This window comes from Streptomyces sp. NPDC026515 (genome assembly GCF_055567595.1).
Map to the genome: position 1 here is coordinate 1 of NZ_JBVHQD010000002.1, position 26,055 is coordinate 26,055.

At 71.4% G+C, this 26,055-nt stretch carries 25 protein-coding genes; 14 read left to right on the top strand and 11 right to left on the bottom strand.

The annotated features are described in order from the left end of the window. Window positions 1-942 (bottom strand): acetyl-CoA carboxylase biotin carboxylase subunit (locus tag ACZ4O3_RS03430; RefSeq protein ID WP_467721017.1); only part of this gene is annotated, 942 nt, incomplete at its 3' end. Between the two features lie 374 nt (window positions 943-1,316). Between ACZ4O3_RS03430 and ACZ4O3_RS03435 the strand changes: the two genes are divergently transcribed. After that, window positions 1,317-1,844: a hypothetical protein gene (locus ACZ4O3_RS03435; RefSeq protein WP_362727229.1), complete on the top strand. Its 528-nt coding sequence runs from the start codon at window positions 1,317-1,319 to the stop codon at window positions 1,842-1,844. Here the strand turns inward: ACZ4O3_RS03435 and ACZ4O3_RS03440 are convergent. The 4 genes from ACZ4O3_RS03440 to ACZ4O3_RS03455 all read right to left on the bottom strand — a co-directional run bounded on the left by ACZ4O3_RS03440 (window position 1,816) and on the right by ACZ4O3_RS03455 (window position 4,515). Next, window positions 1,816-2,418 carry a Maf family protein gene (locus tag ACZ4O3_RS03440; RefSeq protein WP_362727231.1) on the bottom strand — a complete coding sequence of 201 codons (603 nt, stop codon included), beginning with the start codon at window positions 2,416-2,418 and terminating at the stop codon, window positions 1,816-1,818. The two genes, ACZ4O3_RS03435 and ACZ4O3_RS03440, sit on opposite strands and share 29 nt — an antisense overlap. Window positions 2,419-2,438: 20 nt before the next feature. Next, the gene (gene mmpB, locus ACZ4O3_RS03445) at window positions 2,439-2,567 is read right to left on the bottom strand and encodes a morphogenic membrane protein MmpB (protein WP_362727233.1); all 129 of its coding nucleotides are present in this window, start codon (window positions 2,565-2,567) and stop codon (window positions 2,439-2,441) included. 133 nt (window positions 2,568-2,700) lie between these two features. Continuing rightward, window positions 2,701-2,910 (bottom strand): acyl-CoA carboxylase epsilon subunit, encoded by a 210-nt coding sequence (locus ACZ4O3_RS03450; RefSeq protein WP_362727236.1) that lies wholly within the window; start codon window positions 2,908-2,910, stop codon window positions 2,701-2,703. Between the two features lie 9 nt (window positions 2,911-2,919). Beyond that, window positions 2,920-4,515 (bottom strand): acyl-CoA carboxylase subunit beta, encoded by a 1,596-nt coding sequence (locus tag ACZ4O3_RS03455; RefSeq protein ID WP_362727238.1) that lies wholly within the window; start codon window positions 4,513-4,515, stop codon window positions 2,920-2,922. Window positions 4,516-4,625: 110 nt separating this feature from the next. Here ACZ4O3_RS03455 and ACZ4O3_RS03460 point away from each other — a divergent pair, with 110 nt between their 5' ends. Further along, window positions 4,626-5,501 (top strand): biotin--[acetyl-CoA-carboxylase] ligase, encoded by an 876-nt coding sequence (locus tag ACZ4O3_RS03460; RefSeq protein WP_384996210.1) that lies wholly within the window; start codon window positions 4,626-4,628, stop codon window positions 5,499-5,501. Between the two features lie 266 nt (window positions 5,502-5,767). Further along, window positions 5,768-6,883 carry an adenylate/guanylate cyclase domain-containing protein gene (locus ACZ4O3_RS03465; protein WP_467721018.1) on the top strand — a complete coding sequence of 372 codons (1,116 nt, stop codon included), beginning with the start codon at window positions 5,768-5,770 and terminating at the stop codon, window positions 6,881-6,883. 75 nt (window positions 6,884-6,958) lie between these two features. Here the strand turns inward: ACZ4O3_RS03465 and ACZ4O3_RS03470 are convergent, their stop codons facing one another. Further along, window positions 6,959-7,594: a hypothetical protein gene (locus ACZ4O3_RS03470; RefSeq protein WP_467721019.1), complete on the bottom strand. Its 636-nt coding sequence runs from the start codon at window positions 7,592-7,594 to the stop codon at window positions 6,959-6,961. A gap of 215 nt (window positions 7,595-7,809) precedes the next feature. Here ACZ4O3_RS03470 and ACZ4O3_RS03475 point away from each other — a divergent pair, with 215 nt between their 5' ends. The 3 genes from ACZ4O3_RS03475 (at window position 7,810) to hutH (ending at window position 11,521) form a co-directional block, all read left to right on the top strand. Then, window positions 7,810-8,604 carry an enoyl-CoA hydratase/isomerase family protein gene (locus ACZ4O3_RS03475; RefSeq protein WP_362731450.1) on the top strand — a complete coding sequence of 265 codons (795 nt, stop codon included), beginning with the start codon at window positions 7,810-7,812 and terminating at the stop codon, window positions 8,602-8,604. 105 nt (window positions 8,605-8,709) lie between these two features. Beyond that, entirely contained in the window at window positions 8,710-9,852 is a 1,143-nt protein-coding gene (locus ACZ4O3_RS03480; RefSeq protein ID WP_467721020.1) for a GGDEF domain-containing protein, read from the top strand. Between the two features lie 100 nt (window positions 9,853-9,952). Next, window positions 9,953-11,521, top strand: a complete 1,569-nt coding sequence (hutH, locus tag ACZ4O3_RS03485; RefSeq protein ID WP_467721308.1) for a histidine ammonia-lyase — start codon at window positions 9,953-9,955, stop codon at window positions 11,519-11,521. Between the two features lie 127 nt (window positions 11,522-11,648). On the opposite strand, the gene ACZ4O3_RS03490 is transcribed toward hutH, so the two are convergent. Then, window positions 11,649-12,431, bottom strand: coding sequence for a hypothetical protein (locus ACZ4O3_RS03490; RefSeq protein ID WP_467721021.1), 783 nt, complete (start codon window positions 12,429-12,431; stop codon window positions 11,649-11,651). Window positions 12,432-12,472: 41 nt separating this feature from the next. Then, complete coding sequence (locus ACZ4O3_RS03495; RefSeq protein ID WP_362727726.1) at window positions 12,473-12,790, bottom strand: LAETG motif-containing sortase-dependent surface protein; 318 nt, start codon at window positions 12,788-12,790, stop codon at window positions 12,473-12,475. A 109-nt stretch (window positions 12,791-12,899) separates the two neighbouring features. Between ACZ4O3_RS03495 and ACZ4O3_RS03500 the strand changes: the two genes are divergently transcribed. From ACZ4O3_RS03500 to ACZ4O3_RS03520, 5 genes are all read left to right on the top strand, one after another. Continuing rightward, window positions 12,900-13,241, top strand: coding sequence for a hypothetical protein (locus tag ACZ4O3_RS03500; protein WP_362727724.1), 342 nt, complete (start codon window positions 12,900-12,902; stop codon window positions 13,239-13,241). Window positions 13,242-13,464: 223 nt separating this feature from the next. Beyond that, the gene (locus ACZ4O3_RS03505) at window positions 13,465-14,709 is read left to right on the top strand and encodes a L,D-transpeptidase (protein WP_467721022.1); all 1,245 of its coding nucleotides are present in this window, start codon (window positions 13,465-13,467) and stop codon (window positions 14,707-14,709) included. A gap of 135 nt (window positions 14,710-14,844) precedes the next feature. Further along, window positions 14,845-16,308: an ABC transporter permease gene (locus ACZ4O3_RS03510; RefSeq protein WP_467721023.1), complete on the top strand. Its 1,464-nt coding sequence runs from the start codon at window positions 14,845-14,847 to the stop codon at window positions 16,306-16,308. Window positions 16,309-16,460: 152 nt separating this feature from the next. Then, window positions 16,461-17,144, top strand: a complete 684-nt coding sequence (locus ACZ4O3_RS03515) for an ABC transporter ATP-binding protein (RefSeq protein WP_362733047.1) — start codon at window positions 16,461-16,463, stop codon at window positions 17,142-17,144. A 318-nt stretch (window positions 17,145-17,462) separates the two neighbouring features. Further along, window positions 17,463-20,711 carry a S8 family peptidase gene (locus tag ACZ4O3_RS03520; protein ID WP_467721309.1) on the top strand — a complete coding sequence of 1,083 codons (3,249 nt, stop codon included), beginning with the start codon at window positions 17,463-17,465 and terminating at the stop codon, window positions 20,709-20,711. A gap of 78 nt (window positions 20,712-20,789) precedes the next feature. Here ACZ4O3_RS03520 and ACZ4O3_RS03525 read toward each other — a convergent pair whose 3' ends face one another. Further along, complete coding sequence (locus ACZ4O3_RS03525) at window positions 20,790-21,698, bottom strand: helix-turn-helix domain-containing protein (RefSeq protein ID WP_467721024.1); 909 nt, start codon at window positions 21,696-21,698, stop codon at window positions 20,790-20,792. Between the two features lie 167 nt (window positions 21,699-21,865). Between ACZ4O3_RS03525 and ACZ4O3_RS03530 the strand changes: the two genes are divergently transcribed. Beyond that, window positions 21,866-22,909, top strand: coding sequence for an NAD(P)-dependent alcohol dehydrogenase (locus tag ACZ4O3_RS03530; RefSeq protein WP_467721025.1), 1,044 nt, complete (start codon window positions 21,866-21,868; stop codon window positions 22,907-22,909). A 167-nt stretch (window positions 22,910-23,076) separates the two neighbouring features. Next, window positions 23,077-23,460 carry a VOC family protein gene (locus ACZ4O3_RS03535; RefSeq protein ID WP_362722786.1) on the top strand — a complete coding sequence of 128 codons (384 nt, stop codon included), beginning with the start codon at window positions 23,077-23,079 and terminating at the stop codon, window positions 23,458-23,460. Window positions 23,461-23,514: 54 nt separating this feature from the next. Here the strand turns inward: ACZ4O3_RS03535 and ACZ4O3_RS03540 are convergent, their stop codons facing one another. Together ACZ4O3_RS03540 and ACZ4O3_RS03545 are read right to left on the bottom strand one after the other, a co-directional pair. Further along, window positions 23,515-24,075 carry a type 1 glutamine amidotransferase family protein gene (locus ACZ4O3_RS03540; protein WP_467721026.1) on the bottom strand — a complete coding sequence of 187 codons (561 nt, stop codon included), beginning with the start codon at window positions 24,073-24,075 and terminating at the stop codon, window positions 23,515-23,517. A 121-nt stretch (window positions 24,076-24,196) separates the two neighbouring features. Further along, window positions 24,197-25,303, bottom strand: coding sequence for a serine hydrolase domain-containing protein (locus ACZ4O3_RS03545; RefSeq protein WP_467721027.1), 1,107 nt, complete (start codon window positions 25,301-25,303; stop codon window positions 24,197-24,199). A 230-nt stretch (window positions 25,304-25,533) separates the two neighbouring features. Between ACZ4O3_RS03545 and msrA the strand changes: the two genes are divergently transcribed. Beyond that, the gene (msrA, locus tag ACZ4O3_RS03550) at window positions 25,534-26,046 is read left to right on the top strand and encodes a peptide-methionine (S)-S-oxide reductase MsrA (RefSeq protein WP_362714315.1); all 513 of its coding nucleotides are present in this window, start codon (window positions 25,534-25,536) and stop codon (window positions 26,044-26,046) included. Window positions 26,047-26,055 lie beyond the last annotated feature (9 nt).

A 26,055-nucleotide genomic window follows, 5' to 3' on the forward strand; every position in this document is an offset into this window, starting at 1 on the left:
GATCCGGAACATCTCGCGCACCAGGTCGATGCCGGCGACCTCCTCGGTCACCGGGTGCTCGACCTGGAGGCGGGTGTTGACCTCCAGGAAGGAGATCGTGCCGTCCTGGCCGACCAGGAACTCGCAGGTGCCGGCGCCCTCGTAGGCGGCCTCCTTGAGGATGGCCTTGGAGGCGCGGTACAGCTCGGCGACCTGGGCGTCGGACAGGAAGGGCGCCGGCGCCTCCTCCACGAGCTTCTGGTGGCGGCGCTGGAGCGAGCAGTCACGCGTGGACACGACGACCACGTTGCCGTGCTTGTCGGCCAGGCACTGCGTCTCCACGTGCCGCGGCCGGTCCAGGTAGCGCTCCACGAAGCACTCGCCGCGCCCGAAGGCGGCCACCGCCTCACGGACGGCGGAGTCGTACAGCTCCGGGACCTCTTCGAGGGTCCGGGCGACCTTCAGGCCGCGTCCGCCGCCGCCGAACGCGGCCTTGATGGCGATCGGCAGGCCGTGCTCCTCCGCGAAGGCCACGACCTCGTCGGCACCCGAGACCGGGTCCGGGGTGCCGGCGACCAGCGGGGCGCCGGCGCGCTGGGCGATGTGCCGGGCGGCGACCTTGTCGCCGAGGTCGCGGATGGCCTGCGGCGGCGGACCGATCCAGGTCAGACCCGCGTCCAGGACCGCCTGGGCGAACTCCGCGTTCTCGGAGAGGAACCCGTAGCCCGGATGGACGGCGTCGGCCCCCGCCTCGCGTGCCGCGTTCAGGACCTTGTCGATGTCCAGGTAACTGGTGGCCGGGGTGTCACCGCCCAGGGCGAACGCCTCATCCGCGGCGCGGACATGCAGAGCGTCCCGGTCCGGATCCGCGTAGACGGCCACGCTCGCGATCCCTGCGTCCCGGCAGGCCCGGGCCACGCGGACAGCGATTTCGCCACGGTTGGCGATGAGCACCTTGCGCACGATTGAGGCTCCCTCCTTGAAACAAGCCGAGTTTAGGGAAGGCCGACACGGCACTTCGACCCGTCCCCAATGGTGAGCTTGCCCACACGGAGCGTGATGCGAGGCTCGCCGGACCCGCGAAAGCCCTTGTCGCACCGAGGTACGCAGGACTCCTTCGGAAAACCCTAGCCCCGCGATGTGCTCAAGGTCTCTGTGAGAGCGTGCCGCGCCCCACAGTGTTTCTTTGTTGAGTCCCTACGAATGGCCCAACGAATCTTTGCCGACGCCCGGCCCCTTGTCCCCGGGTTTACCCGTTAGTAGCGTTCGCGATGTCTTGAACGTACTTCAGGTAACAGCGGCTCCCGGCGGGTCGTGAGCGAAAGTGGGTGGGGCCGGTGGTGCGCCGACCGGTGGCTCTGGTCGTGGCGGTCGTGCTCCTCGGGGAGGCACTCGGCATCGCCGCGTTCAACTGGTTCATGGGAGTGGTGGTCGACCGTCAGGACATGTCCCTGGCCGGGCTCGACCCCGACAACATGTCGATGACGGCGAAGATCGGCGCCGTGGTCTTCGGCCTCTACTTCGCCCTGTGCGCCCTGGTGGCCCTGCTGGTGGCGATACGCAACCGGGCGCCCGCCGGCCTCGGCCGCATCCTGCTGATCAGCGCGGCGGTCGTACACGGCCTGCTGGGCGCCGTGGCGTGGGGCCTGATCGGCTGGACCGCGTTCGTGTCCATGGTGGTCGTCCTCGCCCTCATCGTGCTGCTGTTGATGACGTACGACCGCGCGGAGGGCGCCGACGCCGGCGCGGTCGCCGGCGGGGGCGCGGACGGCTCCGGTCCGGCGGACGGTGAGCCGGAACCGGAACCGAGGAAGGACACGCCGGCCGCCGGGCCGGTCACTCCGCCGGCGCCCACAACTCCGTGATGCCGATGCCCAGCTCCCCGAGCAGCCGGCGCACCAGGGGCAGGCTGATGCCGATCACGTTGCCGTGGTCGCCCTCGATGCCGTCGATGAACGGCGCGCTGCGCCCGTCCAGGGTGAACGCGCCCGCCACGTAGAGGGGTTCGCCGGAGGCGACGTACGCGGCGACCTCCGCGTCGGAGGGCTCGCCGAACCGCACGACGGTGGAGGCCGTCGCCGACACGTGCCGGTTGCCCGCCGTGTCCCACACGCAGTGCCCGGTCTGCAGCGTGCCGGCCCGGCCGCGCATCGACTTCCAGCGGGCGGTGGCCTCCTCGGCGTCGGCCGGCTTGCCGAGCGCCCGGCCGTCGAGGTCCAGCACCGAGTCGCAGCCGATCACGATCGCGCCCTGCACGTCGGGGCGGGCGGCGACGACGGAGGCCTTGGCCTCCGCGAGGGCGAGGGCCAGTTCGGCCGGAGTGGGGGCGGTGACGGCGTCCTCGTCGACGCCGCTGACGATCACCTCGGGGGTGAGACCCGCCTGCTGCAGCAGATTCAGCCGGGCGGGGGACTGGGAGGCGAGGACGAGTCTGCGCATGGCGTCAGCCTAGTGGCTGCCTATCTCACGCCCAGCACGATCATCAGCAGCAGCATGACCACCGCCAGGAGGACGCCGAGCCGCCGGAGGGCGTTCTGCACGTCCTGCAGATCCTTCGGCGGCTCGTCTTCGGGGTCCGACCAGAGCATCTCTCCAGGGTGGGGCCTCGCGGGCGCCTGCGCCTGAGTAGGGGTACTCACATCGGAGCCCGGACTCGCAGTTGCGTGTGCCCGCGCGGCGGGGCCGCACATCGATGCGGCCCCGTCCCCCGAGGTGTCGTTCTCAGCCCGGCCAGTACGTGCGGGTCCACGCGGTCGGGCCCGGCTGGGGGAGCCGCTGCCGGGCGATGCGGGACGGGTCGGACCAGGCTGCCCGTCCCGTCGGGGCACCGGACCGGGTGGCCGCCAGGGCCGCCGCCCGCGCCCTGACCACCGCCAGCGCGGCGGCCAGTTCCTCCGGGGTCGGGTTGCCCCGTATGACCTTGATCGTCACAGCGGCTCCTTAGAGGGGGATGTTGCCGTGCTTCTTCGGCGGCAGGGACTCGCGCTTGGTGCGCAGCTGGCGCAGGCCCCGTACGACATGACGGCGGGTGTCCGAAGGCATGATCACCGCGTCGACGTAGCCGCGTTCGGCGGCGATGTAGGGGTTCAGGAGGTGGTCCTCGTACTCCTGGATCAGGTGGGCGCGCACCGCCTCGACGTCCGCGCCGCCCGCCTCGGCCTCGGCGATGGTGCGGCGGTGCAGGATGTTGACGGCGCCCTGGGCGCCCATGACGGCGATCTGGGCGGTAGGCCAGGCGAGGTTGATGTCGGCACCCAGGTGCTTGGAGCCCATCACGTCGTAGGCGCCGCCGAAGGCCTTGCGGGTGATGACGGTGATCAGCGGGACCGTCGCCTCGGCGTAGGCGTAGATCAGCTTGGCGCCGCGGCGGATGATGCCGTCGTGCTCCTGGTCGACGCCGGGCAGGAAGCCGGGCACGTCGACGAAGGTGATGACCGGGACGTTGAAGGCGTCGCAGGTGCGGACGAAGCGGGCCGCCTTCTCGCTCGCCTTGATGTCCAGGCAGCCGGCGAACTGCATCGGCTGGTTGGCGACGATGCCGACCGGGTGGCCCTCGACCCGGCCGAAGCCGGTGACGATGTTCGGCGCGAAGAGCGCCTGCGTCTCGAAGAACTCACTGTCGTCGAGAACGTGTTCGATCACCGTGTGGATGTCGTACGGCTGGTTCGCGCTGTCCGGGACCAGGGTGTCCAGCTCGCGGTCCTCGTCGGTGACCGACAGGTCGGCCTCCTCGGGGAAGACCGGGGCCTCGGAGAGGTTGTTGGACGGCAGGTACGACAGCAGCTGCTTGATGTACTCGATGGCGTCCTTCTCGTCGCCGGCCATGTGGTGGGCCACACCGGAGACCGAGTTGTGGGTGCGGGCGCCGCCCAGCTCCTCGAAGCCGACGTCCTCGCCGGTGACGGTCTTGATGACGTCAGGACCGGTGATGAACATGTGGGACGTCTGGTCGACCATGACCGTGAAGTCGGTGATGGCCGGGGAGTAGACGGCGCCGCCGGCGCAGGGCCCCACGACGAGACTGATCTGCGGGATCACCCCGCTCGCGTGCGTGTTGCGGCGGAAGATCTCGCCGTACGCGCCGAGGGAGGCGACCCCCTCCTGGATCCGGGCGCCGCCGGAGTCGTTGATGCCGATGACCGGGCAGCCGGTCTTCAGCGCGAAGTCCATCACCTTGACGATCTTCTGCCCGTAGACCTCGCCGAGGGCGCCGCCGAAGACCGTGAAGTCCTGGGAGAAGACGGCGATCGGGCGGCCGTCCACCGTGCCGTATCCGGTGACGACGCCGTCGCCGTAGGGGCGGTTCTTCTCCAGGCCGAAGTTGGTGGAGCGGTGGCGGGTGAACTCGTCCAGCTCCACGAAGGAGCCCTCGTCGAGGAGCAGCTGGATCCGCTCACGGGCCGTCAACTTGCCCTTGGCGTGCTGCTTTTCGACGGCGCGCTCCGAACCGGCGTGTGTCGCTTCATGGACACGGCGCTGGAGATCCGCGAGCTTCCCCGCGGTCGTGTGAATGTCGATCTCTTCCGGCTCGGACATCGGGATGCGGCTCCCTGCCTGCTCAAAAGGGGGGACGGTTACTCATCCGTAGCGTAGTGGGACGCCTACCAAACGGCAGTGCGGCGTACAACACACCTAGGGTGGCTTGCATGACGCCGCGAGATGCAGCAGACGAGAACAACAATCGCTGGTCCGACCTGGACCGTCCACCGCTCGGCGGCGCGGGACTGCGCCGGGCCCTGGTGAAGGACGGCGGGCACGGCGGGCTCTTCCGTGACGTCGAGGTCGTGCAGCGCACCGGCTCCACCAACTCGGATCTCGTGGCGCGGTTCCTCGCGGGAGACGCGGACGAGGGCGCTGTTCTCGTCGCCGAGGAGCAGACGTCCGGGCGGGGCCGCCTGGACCGCCGGTGGACGGCGCCGGCGCGCTCGGGCCTGTTCTTCTCGGTGCTGCTGAAGCCGGCCGGGGTACCGGTGGCCCGCTGGGGCTGGCTGCCGCTGCTGACCGGGGTGGCGGTGGCGACGGGGCTGGCGCGGGTGGCCGGTGTCGATCTGGCGCTGAAGTGGCCGAACGACCTCCTGGTCACCGTCGGCGGCGAGGAGCGCAAGGCCGGCGGCATCCTGGCGGAGCGGGCCGGAGAGGACGCCGTCGTGGTCGGTGTCGGCATCAACGTCACGCTCCGCGCGGACGAGCTGCCGGTGCCGCAGGCCGGGTCGCTGGCGCTGGCCGGCGCGGTGACCACGGACCGCGATCCGCTGCTGCGGGCCGTGCTGAGGTCGCTGGAGGACTGGTACGGGCGCTGGCGCGCGGCGGGCGGCGATCCGGCGGGCAGCGGGCTCCAGGAGACATACGCGGCGGGCTGCGCGACGCTGGGACGGACGGTCCGGGCCGAACTGCCCGGAGACCGATCGCTGGTGGGGGAGGCGGTGGCGATCGACGGCGACGGAAGGCTGGTGATCGCGACGAAGGAGGGAGTCCAGGAGCCGGTGGGGGCGGGCGACATCGTGCACCTGCGGCCGGCGTGAGGCCGGTGCGGGCGGCCCGGAGCGAGGCCTGCGGCGGTGCGCGCCGCCCGAGGCGAGGGCGTGCCCCGTGAGAGGCGCCGGGGGTGCCCCGGCCGAGGGCCGGGGCAGGAACCGCGCGATCTCCACCCGCCAGCACCCGGAGCCCCACCCCTCACCACCCCGAACCTCCTGACATCGGCCCACCTCACGAAGTGAGCTACCGCACAGCTGCCGTAGAGTTGAGGCCGGTCGATACGTGACCGCGGCAGATCGGAAGGGCAGCAGGCGTGACCGTCGACGACACGGGCTCCGGCGAGGGCGCGGACGCCGCCGACTCCGGCGAGGACCCGCTCGCCCTGCGCCTCGAAGGCCTGATCCTCGGTGCCGAGCGCCGCTACACCCCGTTCCAGGCGGCCCGCAGCGCCGGCGTCTCCATGGAACTGGCGTCGAGGTTCTGGCGGGCCATGGGCTTCGCGGACATCGGGCAGGCCAAGGCGCTCACCGAGGCCGATGTGCTGGCCCTGCGCCGGCTCGCCGGTCTCGTCGAGGCGGGGCTGCTCAGCGAGGCCATGGCGGTGCAGGTGGCCCGGTCGACCGGGCAGACCACCGCCCGTCTGGCGGAGTGGCAGATGGATTCCTTCCTGGAGGGCCTGACCGAGCCCCCCGAGCCGGGCATGACCCGCACCGAGGTCACGTACCCGATCGTCGAGCTGCTCCTGCCCGAGCTGGAGGAGTTCCTGGTCTACGTCTGGCGCCGGCAGCTCGCCGCCTCGGCCGGCCGGGTCGTGCAGTCGGCCGACGACGAGGAGATGGTCGACCGGCGGCTGGCCGTCGGCTTCGCCGACCTCGTCGGGTTCACCCGGCTGACCCGCCGGATGGAGGAGGAGGAGCTCGGCGAACTGGTCGAGGCCTTCGAGACCACCGCCGCCGACCTGGTCGCGGCCCGCGGCGGCCGGCTCATCAAGACCCTCGGCGACGAGGTCCTGTACGCCGCCGACGACGCGGGCACGGCCGCCGACATCGCCCTGCGCCTGGTGGAGACCATGGCGCACGACGAGACGATGCCGGAGCTGCGCGTCGGCATGGCCTTCGGCACCGTGACCACCCGAATGGGCGATGTCTTCGGTACGACCGTGAACCTGGCCTCCCGGCTGACCTCCATAGCCCCCCGGGACGCCGTGCTCGTCGACTCGGCGTTCGCGGAGGAACTGATCCGCTCCGGTGAGGCGCCCGCCTCGGAGGCGGATGCCGCCGAGGCCGCCGCCACCGCCGAGAAGGAGGGCGAGGAACCGCCGACGTACCGCTTCGCGCTCCAGCCGATGTGGCAGCGCCCGGTACGTGGCCTGGGCGTGGTGGAGCCGTGGCTGCTCACGCGCCGGGAGGCACCGCCGGCCGGTCCGTGACCACGGCGTGGCCCGTCCGCCGGCCGCGGCCGCCGTCCCGCCCCCACCGCCGTCACCGCTCGTCATCGCTCGCTCCTAGGGGGTGACGCACAGGCCGATGATCGGGACGCAGAGGCCCGGCTCCGCCGGGGCGGAGGGCCGGGGAGCCGGCGTGGGGGTGGCGGAGGGTGCCGGCCGGGGTGGTGTCGGGCTCGGCCGTGGGGTGGTCGACGGAGCCGGCGCGTTGGGGGACTCGGGGATGGTGGTTGCATCCGGACCACCCGGACCACCCGGGGCGGCGGGCCGGGACGTGGCCGGCTGGGGCGCGGGCGCGGAGGGCGCCGTCGGTGTCGTGCTCACCCCGCCCGGTACCGGGGCCGGTGAGGGGAGCACCCGGGGGATGGCGGTGGCGGTGGCGACCATGGCTGCGGCCGGGGTCGACCGGCCCGGCCCGCGGCCCACGTCCAGCCGGGGTTCGGCCTCGGCGGCGCCGGGGCCGCCGGCGCCCGGCTCGACGCTCACCCGGACCAGGCTCAGGGCCCCGGCGGCCAGCGCGATACCGCCCGCGACGAGCAGGACCCTGCGGCGGCGCGGGCGCCGGTGCCGGCCTCGGGTGCGGGGGGCGAAGAGGCGCGCACCGGCCGGGGCGGTGCCGGTGGCCGGTGACGCCGGTACCGGCTGTGCGGCCGTGAGGTCGGTGTCTCGCGCCGGCTGGGTCGACGTCTCGGTCATCACGATTCCTCCCCGATGCGCTCGCGCCCCCGATGCGCCGTGGCGAGCGCACGTTATGCGCTCCCCTGGGTGGTGCGGGGGGACTTGGGTGTGATGTCACTCGAACGGGTTGCCGGGCCTCGCTGCCGGAGCCGGCCGGCCGCCCTTTCCTCTTCACGACTCGGCTGCGATGATCGGATCCAGGCTGTTAACCCGCGTTAACCGGAGGGCGTGTCGTGAGCGAGGAGCGGTTCGGGGAGTTCGTGCTGGTACGACGGCACGGCCAGGTCGCGGAGCTGGTGCTGGACCGGCCCAGGGCGATGAACGCGGTGTCGGCGGACATGGCCCGCTCGATCGTGGCCGCGTGCGCCGCGCTGGGGGCCGACCGGGACGCCCGGGTGGTGGTGCTGACCTCCTCGCACGAGCGGGCGTTCTGCGTCGGCGCCGACCTCAAGGAGCGCAACTCCATGACCGACGCGGAGCTGGTCCGGGCGCGGCCGCTGTCGCGCGGGGCGTACACCGGCGTGCTGGAACTGCCGATGCCGACGATCGCCGCCGTGCACGGCTACGCGCTCGGCGGGGGCTTCGAGCTGGCGCTGTCCTGCGATGTGATCGTGGCGGACGGCACGGCCGTGGTGGGCCTGCCCGAGGTGTCGGTGGGCGTGATCCCGGGCGGTGGCGGCACGCAGTTGCTGCCCCGCCGGGTCGGCGCGGCCCGCGCGGCCGAGCTGGTCTTCTCGGCGCGCCGGGTGGAGGCGCCGGAGGCGCACCGGCTGGGCCTGGTCGACCAGCTGGTGGAGACCGGCCGGGACCGGGAGGCGGCGCTGGCGCTGGCGGCCGGGATGGCGGCGAACTCGCCGGTCGGCCTGCGGGCGGCGAAGCGGGCGCTGCGGCTCGGGCAGGGGCTGGACCTGCGGGCGGGGCTGGAGGTCGAGGACGCGGCCTGGCGCTCGGTGGCCTTCTCGGGGGACCGCGCGGAGGGTGTCGCGGCCTTCAACGAGAAGCGGAAGCCGGACTGGCCGGGGGAGTGAGGCGCGCGGCCGCCCCGGGCGCGTCCCGTGCCGGACCGGGCCGTGGCAACACCTGTTCGCCGCACCCGCGTCCCGGATCCAACAAATCATCCCTAACCTGGAGTAATGGGTGATGACAACCGGCTCGCCGCCGTAGTGGCGCTGGCGCAGGGCATGGCTGCCGCTCACACCCCACGTGAGTGCTGGCACGCCGCCGCGGCCGGTGCCTGCCGGGCTCTGGACGGCAGCTTCGCCGCGCTCTCCGTGTGGGAGCGCGACCTGGGCCGGCTGCGGGTCCTGGTGAACGTCGGGGAGCGCGCCACGGACGAGGAGGAGTTCCCGGACGCGGAGTCATACCCGGTGCACCAGTTCCCGGAGATCACCGAGTTCCTCCACGAGCGCTGGGCGGGCGGCGGCGGTCCCAACGCCTGGGTGGAGACGGCCGAGGGCCCCGCCGCCGGCCGTCCCGGTTACTCGCACCGGCGGGTCGACGCCCTGCGCCGCAGGGGCCGCGGCTGCTGCCTGGTCGCGCCGATCCTGCTGCACGGCAGGGCCTGGGGCGAGCTGTACGTCGCCCGTCCCGTCCGGGCCACCGTCTTCAATCGCGCCGACGCCGACTTCGCCACCGTCCTGGCCTCCGTCGTCGCCGCCGGGATGGCCCAGACCGAGCGTCTCGAGGAGGCTCGCCGGCTGGCGTACACCGACGCGCTCACCGGGCTCGCCAACCGCCGTGCCGTCGACGCGCATCTCGACGAGGCGATCGACCGGCACCGCGCGGACGACACCGTGGTCAGCCTCGTCGTCTGTGACCTCAACGGGCTCAAGCGGGTCAACGACACCCAGGGGCACGCCGTCGGCGACCGCCTCCTCGAACGGTTCGGCTCGGTCCTGTCGCTGTGCGGGGCGATGCTGCCGGGCGCCCTGGCCGCGCGGCTCGGCGGTGACGAGTTCTGTCTGCTGGCGGTCGGGCCGCCGGCCGACGACGTGGTCGAGGCGGCCGGTGAACTCTGCCGCCGGGCGGGGGAGTTGGAGCTGGGGGAGGGGGTGGCGTGCGGGGTGGCCTCGACCGCGGATCCGATCGGGCCGGTGCGCTCGGCCCGCCGTCTGTTCCGGCTCGCCGACGCCGCGCAGTACCGTGCCAAGGCGCTCCGCGCGGAGCGGCCGGTGGTGGCCGGACGTGAGGGGCCGGACGACCCCGTCCTGCGGCTGGCCGACGCGCCCCCGCCGGAACGGGCCGAGCGGCGCAGTTTCCGGGGCCGGCGTTCATGACCGTGGGGCTGTGACGCAGAACCCAACGGAAGTAAGGGGCAACCCGGTACCCCACTAGTGACAGCAGCGGCATTCACTGCGTACGCTCCTGAATATGGATATGCACACTGTGGTGGTGGGGACGTCCGGTGTCACCGCGTCCGACGTCCTCGCCGTGGCGCGTGGCGGCGCCCGCGTCGAACTGTCCGCGGAGGCGGTCGCGGCGCTCGCGGCGGCCCGCGAGATCGTGGACGCGCTGGCGGCCAAGCCGGAACCGGTCTACGGCGTCAGCACCGGCTTCGGCGCCCTCGCGTCCCGGCACATCAGCCCGGAACTGCGGGCCCAGTTGCAGCGCAACATCGTGCGCTCGCACGCGGCGGGCATGGGGCCGCGGGTGGAACGCGAGGTCGTCCGGGCCCTGATGTTCCTGCGGCTGAAGACCGTCTGCTCCGGACACACCGGTGTGCGTCCCGAGGTCGCCCAGACCATGGCCGACGTGCTGAACGCCGGGATCACCCCGGTCGTGCACGAGTACGGCTCCCTCGGCTGCTCCGGCGACCTGGCCCCGCTGTCCCACTGCGCGCTCACGCTGATGGGCGAGGGGGACGCGGAGGGCCCGGACGGCGTCGTGCGCCCCGCCGGCGAGCTGCTCGCCGAGCACGGGATCGCCCCCGTCGAACTGCGCGAGAAGGAGGGGCTCGCACTCCTCAACGGCACCGACGGCATGCTCGGCATGCTGGTGATGGCCCTCGCCGACCTGGACATGCTCTACAAGTCGGCCGATGTGACGGCCGCGTTGAGTCTGGAGGCGCTGCTCGGGACGGACAAGGTCCTCGCCCCCGAGCTGCACGCGATCCGCCCGCACCCCGGCCAGGGCGACAGCGCCGCCAACATGCTCGCCGTGCTCAAGGGCTCCCAGCTCACCGGGCACCATCAGGACGACGCGCCGCGCGTCCAGGACGCGTACTCGGTGCGGTGCGCTCCGCAGGTCGCCGGGGCCGGGCGGGACACGCTCGCGCACGCGCGCCTGGTCGCCGGGCGGGAGCTGGCCTCGGCCGTCGACAACCCGGTCGTCCTGCCTGGGGGCACCTCCCAGGCTTTCGGCACTGGGGGAGGCCGGGTCGAGTCCAACGGCAACTTCCACGGTGCGCCGGTCGCCTACGTCCTCGACTTCCTCGCCATCGCGGTCGCCGACCTCGGGTCCATCGCCGAGCGGCGGACCGACCGGTTGCTGGACAAGAACCGCAGCCACGGGCTGCCGCCGTTCCTGGCGGACGACGCGGGCGTCGACTCGGGACTGATGATCGCCCAGTACACGCAGGCGGCCCTGGTGAGCGAGCTGAAGCGGCTGGCCGTTCCGGCGTCGGCCGACTCGATCCCGTCCTCCGCGATGCAGGAGGACCACGTCTCCATGGGCTGGTCGGCGGCGCGCAAACTGCGGACGGCCGTCGGCAACCTGGCCCGGATCATCGCCGTCGAGCTGTACGCGGCGACCCGGGCGATCGAGTTGCGCGAGGGGCTGACGGCGGCGCCGGCCTCCCTGGCCGTGATCGAGGCGGCGCGCTCCGCGGGGGTGCGGGGCCCCGGCCCCGACCGGTACCTGGCTCCCGACCTCGCCGCGGCGGAGGAGTTCGTGCGGGGCGGGGCGCTGGTGGCGGCGGCCGAGAAGGTGACCGGCCCGCTGCGGTAGCCGGGTGCGGCTGCGGGCGCGAGGGGGCCGGTCGCGCAGGTCCTCCCCCAGCTTTCGGCCGGGGGTACCCCCAGCGCCCCTGGGTTCCTCGTCGCGGCCCTTCTGGAAGGGCCGCGACGAGTCGTGCTCACTTCAGCTTCGCCGACTGGGCCTTGATGACCGGGGCCGGGACCGTATAGGTCTTGCCGGACATCATCGCGCCGATGTTCATGGTGAAGTACGTGGCGAGCGTGTTGCCGTGGCGGACCACCTCCGCGTGCAGGGGCCCCGTGTCGCCGTCCATGTCCGTGACCGCGGTGAACGCCACCGACTCGTCGCCGGTGCCCGAGGGCTTGGCCGCGGTGACCTTCGTGACCTTCTGCTCGTCACCGGCGGAGCCGCCCGTGAAGCCGGTAGCGCAGTCCTTGACCGCCGCCGAGAGCGCCTTGAGGGCCTGCTGCGCGCCGTCCCCGTCGTAGGACGACAGGTCGAGGGAGGTGATGTCCAGGTTCAGCGAGTCCTTCAGCGCGCTCTCGAACTTGCCGTCGGCCATGTCGTCGAGGGAGGTCGCGTCGTCGGTCGGGTCCTTCTTGTCCTCCCGGACCGTGCGGCCGATCTCCGTGGCAGCGTCGGCCGGGGCGAGGCCGGTGAGGACGTAGGCCAGCGGACGGCACTTCTCGTCGCTCGCCTTGATCCTGCTCCGGGTCGGCGCGGCCGAGCCGACCGCGTTGACCTTGTACCCGTCCACCTCGTCCTGCGCGAGGATCCGCTGCTTCAACTCCGCGGCGTTCAGCGCCTTCACGGTGGACGCGGAGTCCTTGGCGGCGGCCGGATCCGTGGAACTCCCGTCGGAGCAGCCCGTGATGAGGGCGAGGGACAGTGCGCCGCCGGCGGCGAGGGTGCACATCCGCACGCCCGATGATCTCTTCATGAGAGGACTGTGAGTGTCCGGTCAAGGAGAGGTCAAATCATTTAGAACTCCAGCCGCTCCCGGCGGACCGAATACACCACGAACCCGGCGCCGACAGCGAGGAAGAGGGTGCCGCCGACGACGTACGGCGTGGTGTCCGGGCTTCCGGTGTCGGCGAGCCGGGTGGCGTCCCCGGTCGCCTCGGAGGTGGCCTCGGACAGCGCCCTGGCCTGCTGGGTGACCCGCGTCGCCGTACTCTCCGACGTGCCGGTTCTCGCCGGGGTGTCCTGCGACGCGTGGGCGGACGGGACGAACCACAGCGCGCACAGCAGGGTGCCTGCGGCGGTGGCGGTCAGCAACGGGCGGCGAGCGGATGACACGGAATATCGATCCCCTTGTGGCGCTGGCGAATTGGCCGTGTGAGGTGATGTTAGTGAAAATCGCGGGTCACGGGAAAGTCACAGGAGGTTTCGGCCTTACGCTCCCGGCATGAGCACTCCAGAGACATCACGTTTTGTGCGACTTCGGGTGGAGCTGGTCCTCGAGGTCGAGGACGCCGACGAGGTCACCAAGGTCGCGCTGCAGCGGATCGCCGAGGACCCCGAGCTGCCCGGCGAGGAGCGTGCGCACGCCGAGGCCGCTGTGACGGAGGACACCGCCGAGGCCCTCGCCTATCTCGTCGACCCGTTCGACCTGGTCAGCGAGGTGCCCGGAGTCGAACTCCAGCAGGCCTCCTGGTCCAGCGAGGAGGTCGCCTACGATCCGGATTCGCCGGAGTGGGACCTCGACGAGGATGATGGCGGCGACGACGAAGAGGACGGCATCGGCTGAGCGTTTCGGGGAACCAGTGACCCCGGACGGCAACCGCCGTCCGGGGTTTCGTCGTCTCGGACAGAGCACGGACCGACCCCTGCCGCACCGGCCGCCCCGTCGGACGTGGTGTGCCCCACACCTGACGGAAATGTGGAACGGGACGAAGCGGCCGTAGCGTTGAAGGCTCTTGAGGGGGACTCTCGGTGTGTTCGCGGACTCGGCAACGATGGAGAAGCGTGTGATGACGGACAGTAAGCGGCGCAAGGGCCTGGTGGCCGCGTCCGCACTGCTCGGCGGTGTGCTGGTGCTCACGGCGTGTTCCGGCAGCGACGACAAGGCGTCCGGCGGCGGTGAGAGCTCGCAGGCCCAGTCGGACCAGGCGGCGGCGGAGAAGTCGTCCCAGGCCGACATCACGATCACACCCAAGGACGGCTCCGGCAACGCGTCCATCAACAACTCCGCCGCAGTCACCGTCAGCAAGGGCACGCTCACCAGCGTGACCATGACCACCGCCGACGGCACCGCGGTCACCGGCGCCCTGTCCGCCGACAAGACGACCTGGAAGCCCTCCGCCCAGCTGGAGCGGTCCACCACCTACAAGGTCGCCGCCGAGGCCAAGGACTCCGCGGGTCTGGTCGCCCACGAGAACGCCTCCTTCACCACGGTCTCGCCCGCCAACAGCTTCATAGGCACCTTCACTCCGGAGGACGGCTCGACCGTCGGCGTGGGCATGCCCGTGTCGATCAACTTCGACAAGCAGATCACCGACAAGGCGGCCGTCCAGAAGGGCGTCACGGTCACCTCCAGCAGCGGCCAGGAGGTCGCCTGCCACTGGTTCTCCACCCAGCGCATGGACTGCCGTCCCGAGGACTACTGGAAGGAGAACTCCACCGTCACGCTGAAACTGGCGCTCGACGGTGTGCAGGGCGCCTCCGGTGTCTACGGCGTCCAGCAGAAGACGGTCACCTTCCACATCGGCCGCAACCAGGTCTCCTACGTCGACGCCAAGACCAAGGAGATGAAGGTCACCCAGGACGGCAAGACGGTCAAGACCATCCCGATCTCGGCGGGTTCGCCCGACAACAAGACGTACAACGGCGTCATGGTGATGTCCGAGAAGTTCAAGGAGACGCGCATGAACGGCGCGACCGTGGGCTTCACCGACAGCGACGGCAAGGGCGAGTACGACATCAAGGACGTGCCGCACGCCATCCGCCTCACCAGCTCCGGCACCTTCCTGCACGGCAACTACTGGGGCGCCAAGTCCATCTTCGGCGCCGTGAACACCAGTCACGGCTGCGTCGGCCTCTCCGACACCAAGGGCGCCAACGACACCAGCACGCCGGCCTACTGGATGTACAGCCACTCGATCGTCGGTGACGTGGTGGTCATCTCCAACACCGGCGACAAGACCGTGGCCCCCGACAACGGCCTCAACGGCTGGAACATGGACTGGGCCGCCTGGAAGGCCGGTTCGGCCGTCTGACGCACAGTCCGCCCACAGCACACCGATGCCGCCCCCAGGGGCGGCATCGGCGCTTCCGGGGCCCGGCACAGCCTTCTCATGCTTCTCTTATTTCGGCCTTATCGAGCCATCACGGTGCCTCCCTACGGTGCGGTCATGTTCTTCACCTACCTGAGGCGCGAACTGCGCCGCCGCAGAAAGGCGGCTCTCGTCGTCGCCTCCGGCCTCGCGCTGGGCATCGCACTGGTCATCGTGGTCAACTCCGTGTCCAACGGCATGGGGAAGGCGCAGGACAAGGTCCTCCAGTCGCTGTACGGCCTGGGTACGGACATGACCGTCACCAAGGCCGCGTCGGCCTCCACGAGCGCCTCCCAGCGCCCCCGCTTCAACTTCGACGCGCAGAACAACGGCTCGTCGGACACGCAGAGCAGCGACCGTGTGATGGTGCAGGGCTTCACCACCCTCGCCTCCACCACCGTCACCAAGGTCGGCGACCAGAAGGGCGTCGCGACCGCGGTCGGCGGGCTGAACCTCAACGTGGTCAAGATCAGCGGCCAGTTCACGCGGGGTCAGTTCCAGCAGAACCAGGGGTCCGGCGGCAACGGCGGCGGGTTCCCGGGCGGCGGCGGCAGCGGCCCGCCGCAGGGCGAGGTCCGCGGTGGAGGCGCCAACTTCGACGTCAACTCGTACACGGTCTACGGCACCGACGTCACCCAGGCCGGGATCGGCCCGCTGACCTCGTCGAAGATCACCAGCGGCCGTAGCTTCAAGACGACCGAGACCGACGCCAAGGTGCTGGTCGCCGACTCGGCGTACGCCAAGGAGAAGAAGTACAAGGTCGGTTCGACCGTCACCATCAACAAGGTCAAGTACACGATCGTCGGGATCGCGACGGCCGACAGCGGTGACGCGGCGGCCAACCTGTACATGCCGCTGAAGCAGGCGCAGACACTGGCCGGCGAGAAGAACAAGGTCACCACGATCTACGTCAAGGCGACCGACTCCAAGCAGATCTCGACCGTCAAGTCGACCATCCAGAAGAACGTCACGGGTACGACGGTCACCACCTCCGCCGACCTCGCGGACACCGTCTCCGGTTCCCTCTCCACGGCGTCCTCGCTCGCCACCGACGTCGGCAAGTGGCTGTCCGTCGCGGTGCTCGTGGCCGCGTTCCTGGTGGCCGGCCTGCTGACCTCCTCGGCGGTCTCCCGCCGGGTCCGCGAGTTCGGCACGCTGAAGGCCCTTGGCTGGAAGTCCCGCCGGGTCACCGGGCAGGTCATCGGTGAGGCCATGGTCAACGGCCTGGTCGGCGGCGCGCTCGGCATCGCGCTCGGTCTCGCCGGCGCGTACGTCGTCACCGAGATCAGTCCGACCCTGGACGCCTCCCTCGGCGGCGGCAACGCGGGCGGCAGAGGCGGTTTCGGCGGCGGCGGTTTCGGCGGCGGTCCCGGCCGGCAGACCGCGAAGACCCTGGAGGTCGCCCTCACGGCGCCGGTCAGCGTGACCACGATCGCGGTGGCGGTCGGGCTGGCGGTGGCCGGCGGCCTGATCGCGGGCGCGTTCGGCGGCTGGCGGGCGTCCCGGCTCCGGCCCGCGGACGCGCTGCGGCGCGTCGAGTAGCGGTCCGCACGCGGCGCCGGGGGCGGTCACTGGCTCAGGGGCGCGGGGCCCCAAGCCGATGTGCGGCTCCGCCGCGCGGGCGTGATCAGCCCCCACCGGCCCGCGGCCGACGACAGAACCGCCCGACCCCGAACCCTCTCAGGAGTCACCCCATGTACGAACTCAGAAGCGTCACCAAGCTCTACTCCCGGGGCAAGGACACCGTCCGCGCCCTCGACGGCATCGATCTCACCATCGCGGACGGCGACCGCCTGGTCATCCAGGGCCCCACCGGCGGCGGCAAGTCCACCCTCCTCCAGATGATCGGCGCCCTGGACCGTCCGACCTCCGGCGAGGTCGTCCTGGACGGCACCGACCTGGCCAAGCTCTCCGAGACCAAGCTGACCCGGGTCCGCAGCGAGAACATCGGTTTCGTGTTCCAGTCGTTCAACCTGATCCCGACGCTCACCGCCCAGGAGAACGTCGAGACCGCCCTCGTCCCGCTCGGCGTCAGGGCCAAGGACCGCCGGGAGCGGGCCGCCGAGGCACTGACCTCCGTCGGTCTCGGCGAGCGGCTCGGGCACCTGCCCTCGGAGATGTCCGGCGGCCAGCAGCAGCGCGTCGCCATCGCCCGGGCCCTGGTCAAGCAGCCCAAGGTGCTGCTCGCCGACGAGCCCACCGGCAACCTCGACGAGAGCATGCGCGACGAGATCATGGAGGTGCTGGAGCGCATGTGGAAGGAGCACGGGCTGACGTTCATCATGGTCACCCACGACTCCGCGATCGCGAGGAAGGCCCCGCGCCTGGCGACCATCCGCAAGGGCAGGATCACCGTCAAGGAGAACGCGGGCGCGTGAGGTGCGTCACGGGGGGACCGTGTCTAGCACTGAACTCCCGTGCAGAACCGCGCAGTTGGGTAACGGTGTCCGCCCGGGCGCGTAACACTTCTCCGGTCCTTCTCCTACCGGTCTCTCATCTATTGAGCCCACTGATCACCCCCCGGCATACTCCGTGTTCCGGGGGGTTGACGTATACGCGTACGAGACTGCCCCCGGCCGGGTGAACGGGGAATTCGCCCGGTACACCGTCTCCCAGGGGGAGTCTTGCGCAGACAAGTGAAATGGGCTGCCGCGGCCTCGGTGGCCACGGCAGCGGCCGTCGCCCTCGCCGCGGGCATGACCAGCCCGGCGTCGGCGAAGCCGGAACAGCGCGCCACCGCCGTAGCCGAGGCCGCCTCGGCGGTCGCCGGCCGGCACCACGTCACCCTGATCACCGGTGACCGGGTCGCCCTCGACGCCAAGGGCCGGGTCGTCGGCCTGGAACGGGCCAAGGGGCGCGAGCACATACCCTTCCGGATCCGCAAGGCCGACGGGCACACCCTCGTCGTCCCCGGTGACGCCGTCCGGCTGGTCGCCTCCGGCAAGCTGGACCGGCGGCTCTTCGACGTCACCGAGTTGGACAAGGCCGCGACCCGCAAGGCGCAGCGCAACGGTCTGAAGGTCATCGTCGGGTACCGGGGCGCCGCCGGCGCCGCCAGGGCCGACGTCCGTGACGCGGGTATCCTGCGGCACAGTCTCAGGACGCTCGACGCCGATGCCGTGCAGACCCCGGTCAAGGACGCGCCGCGGCTGTGGGACGCGGTCACCGACGGGGACCGGGCCGCGTCCGGCATCGCGCACGTCTGGCTCGACGGCGTCCGCAAGGCCAGCCTCGACAAGTCCGTGCCGCAGATCGGTGCCCCCAAGGCGTGGGCGGCCGGATACAACGGCAAGGGCGTCAAGATCGCCGTCCTGGACACCGGTGTGGACACGACCCACCCGGACCTCAGGGACCAGGTGATCGAGTCCAGGAACTTCACCACGGCCGCCGACGCCTCGGACCACTTCGGCCACGGCACGCACGTCGCGTCCATCGCGGCGGGCACCGGCGCCAAGTCGCACGGCAAGTACACCGGTGTCGCGCCCGGCGCGAAGATCCTCAACGGCAAGGTCCTGGACGACACCGGCTCCGGCGACGACTCCGGCATCCTGGCCGGCATGGAGTGGGCGGCGGCCCAGGGCGCCGATGTCGTCAACCTCAGCCTGGGCGGCTACGACACCCCCGAGATCGACCCGCTCGAAGCCGAGGTCAACAAGCTCTCGAACGAGAAGGGCATCCTGTTCGCGATCGCCGCGGGCAACGAGGGCCCGGAGTCCGTCGGTTCGCCGGGCAGCGCGGACGCCGCCCTGACCGTCGGCGCGGTCGACGGCAACGACAGGCTCGCCGACTTCTCCTCCACCGGCCCCAGCGCCGAGGGCACCATCAAGCCGGACGTCACCGCGCCCGGCGTCGACATCACCGCGGCCGCGGCCAAGGGCAGTCTCATCGACCAGGAGGTCGGCGAGAACCCGCCCGGTTACCTGACCATCTCGGGTACGTCGATGGCGACCCCGCATGTCGCCGGCGCCGCCGCGATCCTGAAGCAGGAGCATCCCGACTGGGGCTACCAGCAGCTGAAGGCCGTGCTGACCGGCTCCGCCAAGGGCGGCACGTACACGCCGTTCGAGCAGGGCACGGGCCGGATCCAGGTCGACAAGGCCATCAGGCAGACCGTGATCGCCGAGACGACGTCGGTGAACTTCGGGGTGCAGCAGTGGCCGCACACCGACGACACCCCGGTCACCAAGCAGCTCACCTACCGCAACCTCGGCACCAAGGACGTCACCCTCAGCCTCTCGGCGAGCGGCACCGGCCCCGGGGGCGCGGCGGCCCCGGCCGGCTTCTTCACGCTGGACGCGGCCAAGGTGACGGTCCCGGCGGGCGGCACGGCCGCCGTCGACGTCACCGCCGACACCAGGCTGGGCGGCACCCTCGACGGCGCCTACTCGGCGTACGTCACGGCGGCCGGCGACGGCCAGAGCGTCCGTACGGCGGCCGCGGTGCAGCGTGAGGTCCAGTCGTACAGCGTCACCGTCAAGCACGTCGGGCGCGACGGAAACCCGAGCGGTGTGTACAGCACCGACCTGGTGGGCTACTCGGGCCTCGGCCAGGGCCGCGACCTCGTCGTCCCGGTCGACGGCTCCGGCACCGCCACGATCCGGGTGGCGAAGGGCACCTACCTGCTCGACGCCCTGATCGCGAAGGACTTCACCACCCTAGACGGCGGTGTCGACTGGCTGGTGCAGCCGAAGGTCAGCGTCACCAGGGACCTCACGCTCACCGTCGACGCCCGTACCACCAAGGCGCCGGACATCACCGTGCCGGACGCGCAGGCGAAGCCGGGCTTCGCGACGGTCTCCTATGTGTACGACCCGGCGGGCGCCGGGTTCGGGGTCGGCTCCGACAGCTTCGACAAGATCCGGATCGCGCCGCTGGGCGGCGAGGTCGCGAGCGGTCTGACCCAGACCTGGAGCGGTCAGTTCACCAAGGGCGACCACGAGGAGTACGACGTCGCCACCAGCGCACGGGTCAAGAAGGTGCAGGGCGACAAGGTCCGGCACTTCAAGACCGGCGAGTTCGCCACGGTCAAGAACAGCCTCGGCGCCGCCGCCTCCGGCAAGACCGGCTCGCTCGGCGCGTGGGGCATCGTCGGCGAGGACTCGGCGATGACCGTCTTCTCGGAGCAGAAGCTGCCGAGCACCCGGACCGTCCACCTCTCCACCGTGGACGGAGCGCTGTGGGGCTTCGACTTCGCCCAGGTCAGCGGCCATGACGCCGAGGGCCTGCCGATCGCCGACGCCTTCTACTCGATCGACCCGCAGCAGTACAAGGCGGGCAAGAGCTACCAGAACACCTTCAACAGGGCGATCTTCGGCCCGCATCTGACCAGCCAGTACGGTCTGTACCGCGACGGCAACCAGATCTTCGGCGTCGTCCCGCTGTTCTCCGACAGCGCCAAGCATGCCGGTTCCTCCGACTTCCTGTCGGTGAACACCACCCTGTACCGCAACGGCACCAAGGTGGGCTCGAACAAGGACCCGCTGTTCGGTGACGGCGTCTTCACCGTGCCGTCCGCCGACGCCGAGTACCGGCTGACCACCTCGGTCATCCGCTCGGTCAAGGTCGCCGCCGCCTCCACGCGGATCGACGCGAGCTGGACCTTCCACTCGAAGAAGCCGTCGGCCGCCGGCCCGCCGGCCAAGCTGCCCGCGTCCACCGTCCACTTCGGTGCCAACACGGGATCGGACAGCCGCGTCGAGGCGGGCAAGAAGGTCACCTTCCCGGTCACCGTCGAGGGCGCGGCCGCCGGCCGCAACCTGAAGTCCCTCTCGGTCTACGTGTCGTACGACTACGGCAAGACCTGGAAGAAGCTGACGGTCAGCCACGGGAAGATCACCGTCAGGAACCCGGCCAAGGGCAAGGCCGTCTCGTTCCACGCCAAGATCGCCGACAAGAAGGGCAACAAGTCGACGATCTCGATCTACAACGCGTACTACGCCAGGTGAGCCGTAGCCGCTGAGAGCGAGCGGCCCGCCGGAAGCGCGGCTTCCGGCGGGCCGTTCCCCTTGTCCGCGGCGGGGCGGTCAGCCCAGGTCGGGGGCGGAGGCCACCCGGGTCGCGTCCGTGCCCCAGCTGGCCAGCAGGCGCAGCGCCTGTGCCGACGCCGAGCCCGGCTCCGCGTGGTACGTGACCAGGGACTGGTCGGGGTCGTCCGGCATCCGGAACGACTCGTAGCTGAGGGAGAGCTCGCCCACCAGAGGGTGGTGCAGCCGCTTCAGCCCGTGGCTCTTCTCCTTGACGTCGTGCGTCGCCCACAGCCGGCGGAACTCCTCGCTCTTGACCGAGAGCTCGCCGACCAGCGCGGACAGCCGGGTGTCGTCGGGAAAGCAGCCCGCGTCCATGCGCAGCAGACACACGATGTCGATCGCCTTCTGCTCCCACTCGACGAAGAGATCGCGGTACTCGGGCCGCAGGAACACCAGTCGCGCCCAGTTGCGCTCCGCGACCGGCAGCTGCGACCAGTCACCGAAGACCGCGGCCGCCATCCCGTTCCAGGCCAGGATGTCCGAGCGGCGCCCCCCGATGTACGCGGGCACGCCGTCCATCGCCTCCAGCAGCTGCCCCAGCGCCGGGCGTACCTGCTGGGGCCGCGCCGCCCCCTTCTTCTTGTGCTGCTTGCCCTTGGCCAGGTGCATGAGGTGCGCGTGCTCGGCGTCGGTGAGCCGCAGCGCCCGGGCGATCGCGTCCAGCACCTCCGCCGACACGTTCCGCCCGTTGCCCTGTTCCAGGCGCGTGTAGTACGCCACCGACACCCCGGCCAGCTGGGCCAGCTCCTCGCGCCGCAGCCCCGGCACCCTGCGGTGCCGCCCGAAGTCCGGCAGCCCCACGTCGCCGGGGAGCAGCCGGGCCCGCCGGGTGCGCAGGAACTCGCTGAGCTCGGCACGCCGGTCCAGGGGCGAGGAGGCGGGGGAGGTCGGGGACTGCTCTTCCATACGTCCAGTATTCACGGTCGTACGTCCACGAACCTGACCCCGCCAGTGGTAGGCACGCCCGACGTACGCAGAGGCGGGGTCTGGGTGGCGGACGTAGCGTGGAGGAGTCTGGGTGCGTGCCCGGGAAAGGCGACCGGGTACGACCACACCTTAGGAGAACCCCCCTCATGACCACTGTTGCTGCTTACGCCGCGCCCGCCGCGAAGGCCCCGCTGGAGCGGACCACGATCGAGCGGCGCGCGGTCGGTGAATTCGACGTCCTCATCGACATCGAGTTCGCCGGTATCTGTCACTCCGACATCCACCAGGCCCGCGAGGGCTGGGGTACGGCGATCTTCCCGATGGTGCCCGGTCACGAGATCGCGGGCGTCGTCGCCGAGGCCGGCCCGGGTGTCACCCGGTACGCGGTGGGGGACCGGGTGGGCGTCGGCTGCATGGTCGACTCCTGCCGTGAGTGCGACAACTGCAAGGCCGGTCTCCAGCAGTACTGCACCGGCGGCGGCCCGACCTGGACGTACAACGCCGTCGGCAAGGACGGGCAGCCGACCTACGGCGGCTACTCGCAGAAGATCGTCGTCGACGAGAACTACGTCGTCCGCATCCCCGACGGCCTCCCCCTCGACGTCGCCGCCCCGCTGCTGTGCGCCGGCATCACCACGTACTCCCCCCTGAAGCACTGGAACGCGGGTCCCGGCAAGAAGGTCGCGGTCGTCGGCCTCGGCGGGCTGGGACACATGGGCGTCAAGATCGCCGCAGCCCTCGGCGCGGAGGTCACCGTCCTGTCCCAGTCGCTGCGCAAGAAGGACGACGGCCTGAAGCTGGGGGCCACCGACTACCGGGCGACCAGCGACCCGAAGACCTTCGAGGAGCTCGAGGGCACGTTCGACATCATCCTCAACACGGTGTCGGCGCCGCTCGACTTCGACGCCTTCCTGTCGCTGCTGCGCACCGACGGCGCGATGGTGAACGTCGGTATCCCGGAGGAGCCGGTGAACATCCTGCTCTCCTCCGTCTCCGGCAACCGCCGCGTCCTGACCAGCTCCGGCATCGGCGGCATCCAGGAGACCCAGGAGATGCTGGACTTCTGCGCCGAGCACCAGCTGGGCGCCGAGATCGAACTGATCAACGCGGACCAGGTCAACGAGGCGTACGAGCGGGTCGTCAACAGCGACGTCCGCTACCGCTTCGTGATCGACACGGCGACCATCTGAACCAGACAGGGGCCGCCGACCAGGGAGGCGAGCGTACCCACCGGCATCTCCAGCGGAGGCACCAGGGTGCGCGCCCCCCGGCCGGCGGCCAGGACCGCCATCGACCGCCAAGGTGAGCCGTACCTTGAATCGGGCCGGGAGTACGTTGGACAGGAGGAGGTCTCACGATGACCGTGAACCTGAACCACACCATCGTCGCGGCACACGACAAGCAGGAGTCGGCGAGGTTCCTGGCCGACATCCTCGGTCTCGAAGTCAGCCCGGAATACGGACCGTTCGTCCCGGTGGCCCTGCCCAACGGCGTCACCCTCGACTACATGGAGAGCCCCGGGGACATCCCGCCGCAGCACTACGCCTTCCTCGTCTCCGAGGACGACTTCGACGAGATCTTCAGCCGCGTCCAGGACGCCGGCCTCAGCTACTGGGCCGATCCGCACCACAGGCTTCCCGGCGAGATCAACACCAACGACGGCGGCCGCGGCACCTACTTCGACGACCCCAACGGCCACCGCCTGGAAATCCTCACCCGCCCCTACGGCAGCGGCGGCTGACCCAGCGGCACGGACTCTCCGGGCGCGCACGACCGGACGACCGCACCCGCCCCGTCACCGGCGGACGACATGCACGCGCCCACGCCCGCCGACCAGGCCCCGCTCGTCCGACACCGTCAGCACGGTGTTCTCGTCGACCGCGACGCCGTACGGCACCCCGCCGTGCGTCACGGCCGCGACCAGCCGGCCCAGCGTGCCCCACTGCGCCGCGTGCACCTCCACCGCGAACGGCACCAGTCCGAAACCCGGCCGGATCTCCACCTCGTCCAGGTCCTCGGCGGTGTCCGGCGGACACACCGGCACCCCGTCCACCAGCCGGCCGCCGACCACGGCCCGCCGGGCGGCGGGAACGGCTCCGGCGGAGAACCCGGCACAGGGGAGCCCGCGCTCGGCAAGCACCTCGGGCAGCCGACGCAGACAGTCCGAGAACGTGTCCTGACAGGCCGGCGTGAGCCCGCCGCACACCGGCACCCCGTCCACGTCCCCCAGCCGCTCCGGACCGAACCGCCCGTCGAAAGGCACGATCAGCGGCACCGGAACGCACTTTCCGGCGGCCCGCAACATCCCCGCGTACCGCCCGAACAGCTCCTCGCCGTCCCCCTCGTCGACGATCACGCACCCGATACGGCGGCTGCCCGCACCCGCGGCCCGTACACCTCGGGAGCGTCCCAGCCCCCGCCGACGAGAAAGATCCCGCCCGCAGGTGCCCCGCGCTCGCCCTGACGGTCCCGGGTGCTCACCCCCGCAGGGCCTTGAGCCCGTCCTGCGCGGCCATGACCAGCTCGATGGCCCGGTTGTCGGCCGCCGGTTCACGCATCTGGTTCGTCACGTAGGCGAGCGTCATCCGTTCGTCCGGGTCGACCCAGACCAGCGCGCCGCCCCAGCCGCCCCAGCCCAGGGCGCTGCCGAAGAGGCCGTATCCCAGGCCGTACCGGGAGGGCATGCCCAGCACGCGGTCGTCACCGTCGAACTGCACCTCGCCGGCCCGTTCGCACCCCGCAGGCGACAGCACCCGCACCTCGCCGACGGCTCCGCCGCAGGCGAGCAGGGACTGCACGAGGGCGACGGAGCGGGCGTTGCCGAAGCCGCTCGCCGCGGGGATCTGCGCGCGCCGCCAGGCGATGCTGTTGCCGTCCCGGACGCGCAGGGTGGCGACACCGGCGCGGGTCGCGTCGCTGTCCCGCGCACCGGCCGCGTACTCCTCGTCCCTGCCCGGCGGCGGCACGGTGAGCGCCACCCGCCGGTCGTGCTCGGCACCCAGCCCGATGTGGAAGTCCGCGCCCAGCGGCCCGGCCACCTCGGCGGCGAAGAACTCGCCCAGGCTCCGCCCGGTGATCCGGCGCACCACCTCACCCACGAGGAACCCCTGGGTCAGCGAGTGGTACCCGGCCGCCGTCCCGGGCTCCCACTGCGGAGCCTGCCCGGCCAGCCGCGTCGTGGCCGTCGTCCAGTCGTACAGCTCCTCTGTCGGCCCTTCCCAGTCGGGCAGTCCGGCGGTGTGCGAGAGCACATGCCGTACCAGCACGCCCTCCTTGCCCGCCACGGCGAACTCCGGCCAGTACCGGGCCACCGGCGCGTCGGGATCCAGCTCACCCCGGTCGATCAGGACGAGCGCGCACAGGGCGGTCATCGTCTTGGTCACGGAGAACACGTTGACGATCGTGTCCCGCTCCCACGGCACACTCCGCCCCGCGTCGGCGAACCCGCCCCACACGTCGACCACGGCGGCTCCGTCCACGAAGACGGCGACCGCACCGCCCGCATCCCCCTCGTCCAGCAGTCCGGAGAGCATGGTGGGCACAGCGGCGAACAACTCGTCGTAGGAGCCATGAATGTCGGCCATGGAAGCCATTCAGCCCGCGGCACACGGCGGGCGCAACCCAATTCCCGGCGCGGACCCGGGCGGCCCGCCGTGCCCGGGCGGCGGGGCGGACCGGCACCCTGCGGCGGCGGTCACGCCCGCGGAATTCGCGTGGGGTCCTCGCGCGTTGTGGGGGTGTGGGCGCGGGAGGCCGGTGATGGGCGGGCCGAACAGCCCGAGTGAACGAGCTGACAGAAATTGGAGGGTCCGTAATGGCTGGGCAGACGCAGAGGGCCGTGCTGGCGGGCGGATGCTTCTGGGGGATGCAGGACCTGATCCGCCGGCTCCCCGGCGTGACCGGGACCCGGGTCGGATACACCGGGGGCGACGTGCCGAACGCGACGTACCGTAACCACGGCACGCACGCGGAGGCGATCGAGATCCTCTTCGACCCCGAGAAGACCGACTACCGGGCGATCCTGGAGTTCTTCTTCCAGATCCACGACCCGAGCACCAGGAACCGCCAGGGCAACGACATCGGCCTCAGCTACCGCTCGGCGATCTACTACGTGGACGACGAGCAGAAGCGGATCGCCGAGGACACCATCGCGGACGTCGACGCGTCCGGACTCTGGCCGGGCAAGGTCGTCACGGAGGTCGAGCCGGTCGGTCCCTTCTGGGAGGCCGAGCCCGAGCACCAGGACTACCTGGAGCGCTACCCGGAGGGCTACACCTGCCACTTCCCGCGCCCGGGCTGGCGCCTGCCGGCCCGCACGGAGGGCTGAGCGCAGGGC

Coding starts and splice junctions, on each gene's coding strand:
- ACZ4O3_RS03440 (WP_362727231.1), bottom strand. CDS start 2,418: ATGCGCAGACTCGTCCTCGCCTCCCAGTCCCCCGCCCGGCTGAATCTG.
- mmpB (WP_362727233.1), bottom strand. CDS start 2,567: ATGCTCTGGTCGGACCCCGAAGACGAGCCGCCGAAGGATCTGCAGGAC.
- ACZ4O3_RS03455 (WP_362727238.1), bottom strand. CDS start 4,515: ATGTCCGAGCCGGAAGAGATCGACATTCACACGACCGCGGGGAAGCTC.
- ACZ4O3_RS03460 (WP_384996210.1), top strand. CDS start 4,626: ATGACGCCGCGAGATGCAGCAGACGAGAACAACAATCGCTGGTCCGAC.
- ACZ4O3_RS03470 (WP_467721019.1), bottom strand. CDS start 7,594: ATGACCGAGACGTCGACCCAGCCGGCGCGAGACACCGACCTCACGGCC.
- ACZ4O3_RS03480 (WP_467721020.1), top strand. CDS start 8,710: ATGGGTGATGACAACCGGCTCGCCGCCGTAGTGGCGCTGGCGCAGGGC.
- hutH (WP_467721308.1), top strand. CDS start 9,953: ATGCACACTGTGGTGGTGGGGACGTCCGGTGTCACCGCGTCCGACGTC.
- ACZ4O3_RS03490 (WP_467721021.1), bottom strand. CDS start 12,431: ATGAAGAGATCATCGGGCGTGCGGATGTGCACCCTCGCCGCCGGCGGC.
- ACZ4O3_RS03500 (WP_362727724.1), top strand. CDS start 12,900: ATGAGCACTCCAGAGACATCACGTTTTGTGCGACTTCGGGTGGAGCTG.
- ACZ4O3_RS03505 (WP_467721022.1), top strand. CDS start 13,465: ATGACGGACAGTAAGCGGCGCAAGGGCCTGGTGGCCGCGTCCGCACTG.
- ACZ4O3_RS03510 (WP_467721023.1), top strand. CDS start 14,845: ATGTTCTTCACCTACCTGAGGCGCGAACTGCGCCGCCGCAGAAAGGCG.
- ACZ4O3_RS03515 (WP_362733047.1), top strand. CDS start 16,461: ATGTACGAACTCAGAAGCGTCACCAAGCTCTACTCCCGGGGCAAGGAC.
- ACZ4O3_RS03520 (WP_467721309.1), top strand. CDS start 17,463: ATGACCAGCCCGGCGTCGGCGAAGCCGGAACAGCGCGCCACCGCCGTA.
- ACZ4O3_RS03525 (WP_467721024.1), bottom strand. CDS start 21,698: ATGGAAGAGCAGTCCCCGACCTCCCCCGCCTCCTCGCCCCTGGACCGG.
- ACZ4O3_RS03530 (WP_467721025.1), top strand. CDS start 21,866: ATGACCACTGTTGCTGCTTACGCCGCGCCCGCCGCGAAGGCCCCGCTG.
- ACZ4O3_RS03535 (WP_362722786.1), top strand. CDS start 23,077: ATGACCGTGAACCTGAACCACACCATCGTCGCGGCACACGACAAGCAG.
- ACZ4O3_RS03545 (WP_467721027.1), bottom strand. CDS start 25,303: ATGGCCGACATTCATGGCTCCTACGACGAGTTGTTCGCCGCTGTGCCC.
- msrA (WP_362714315.1), top strand. CDS start 25,534: ATGGCTGGGCAGACGCAGAGGGCCGTGCTGGCGGGCGGATGCTTCTGG.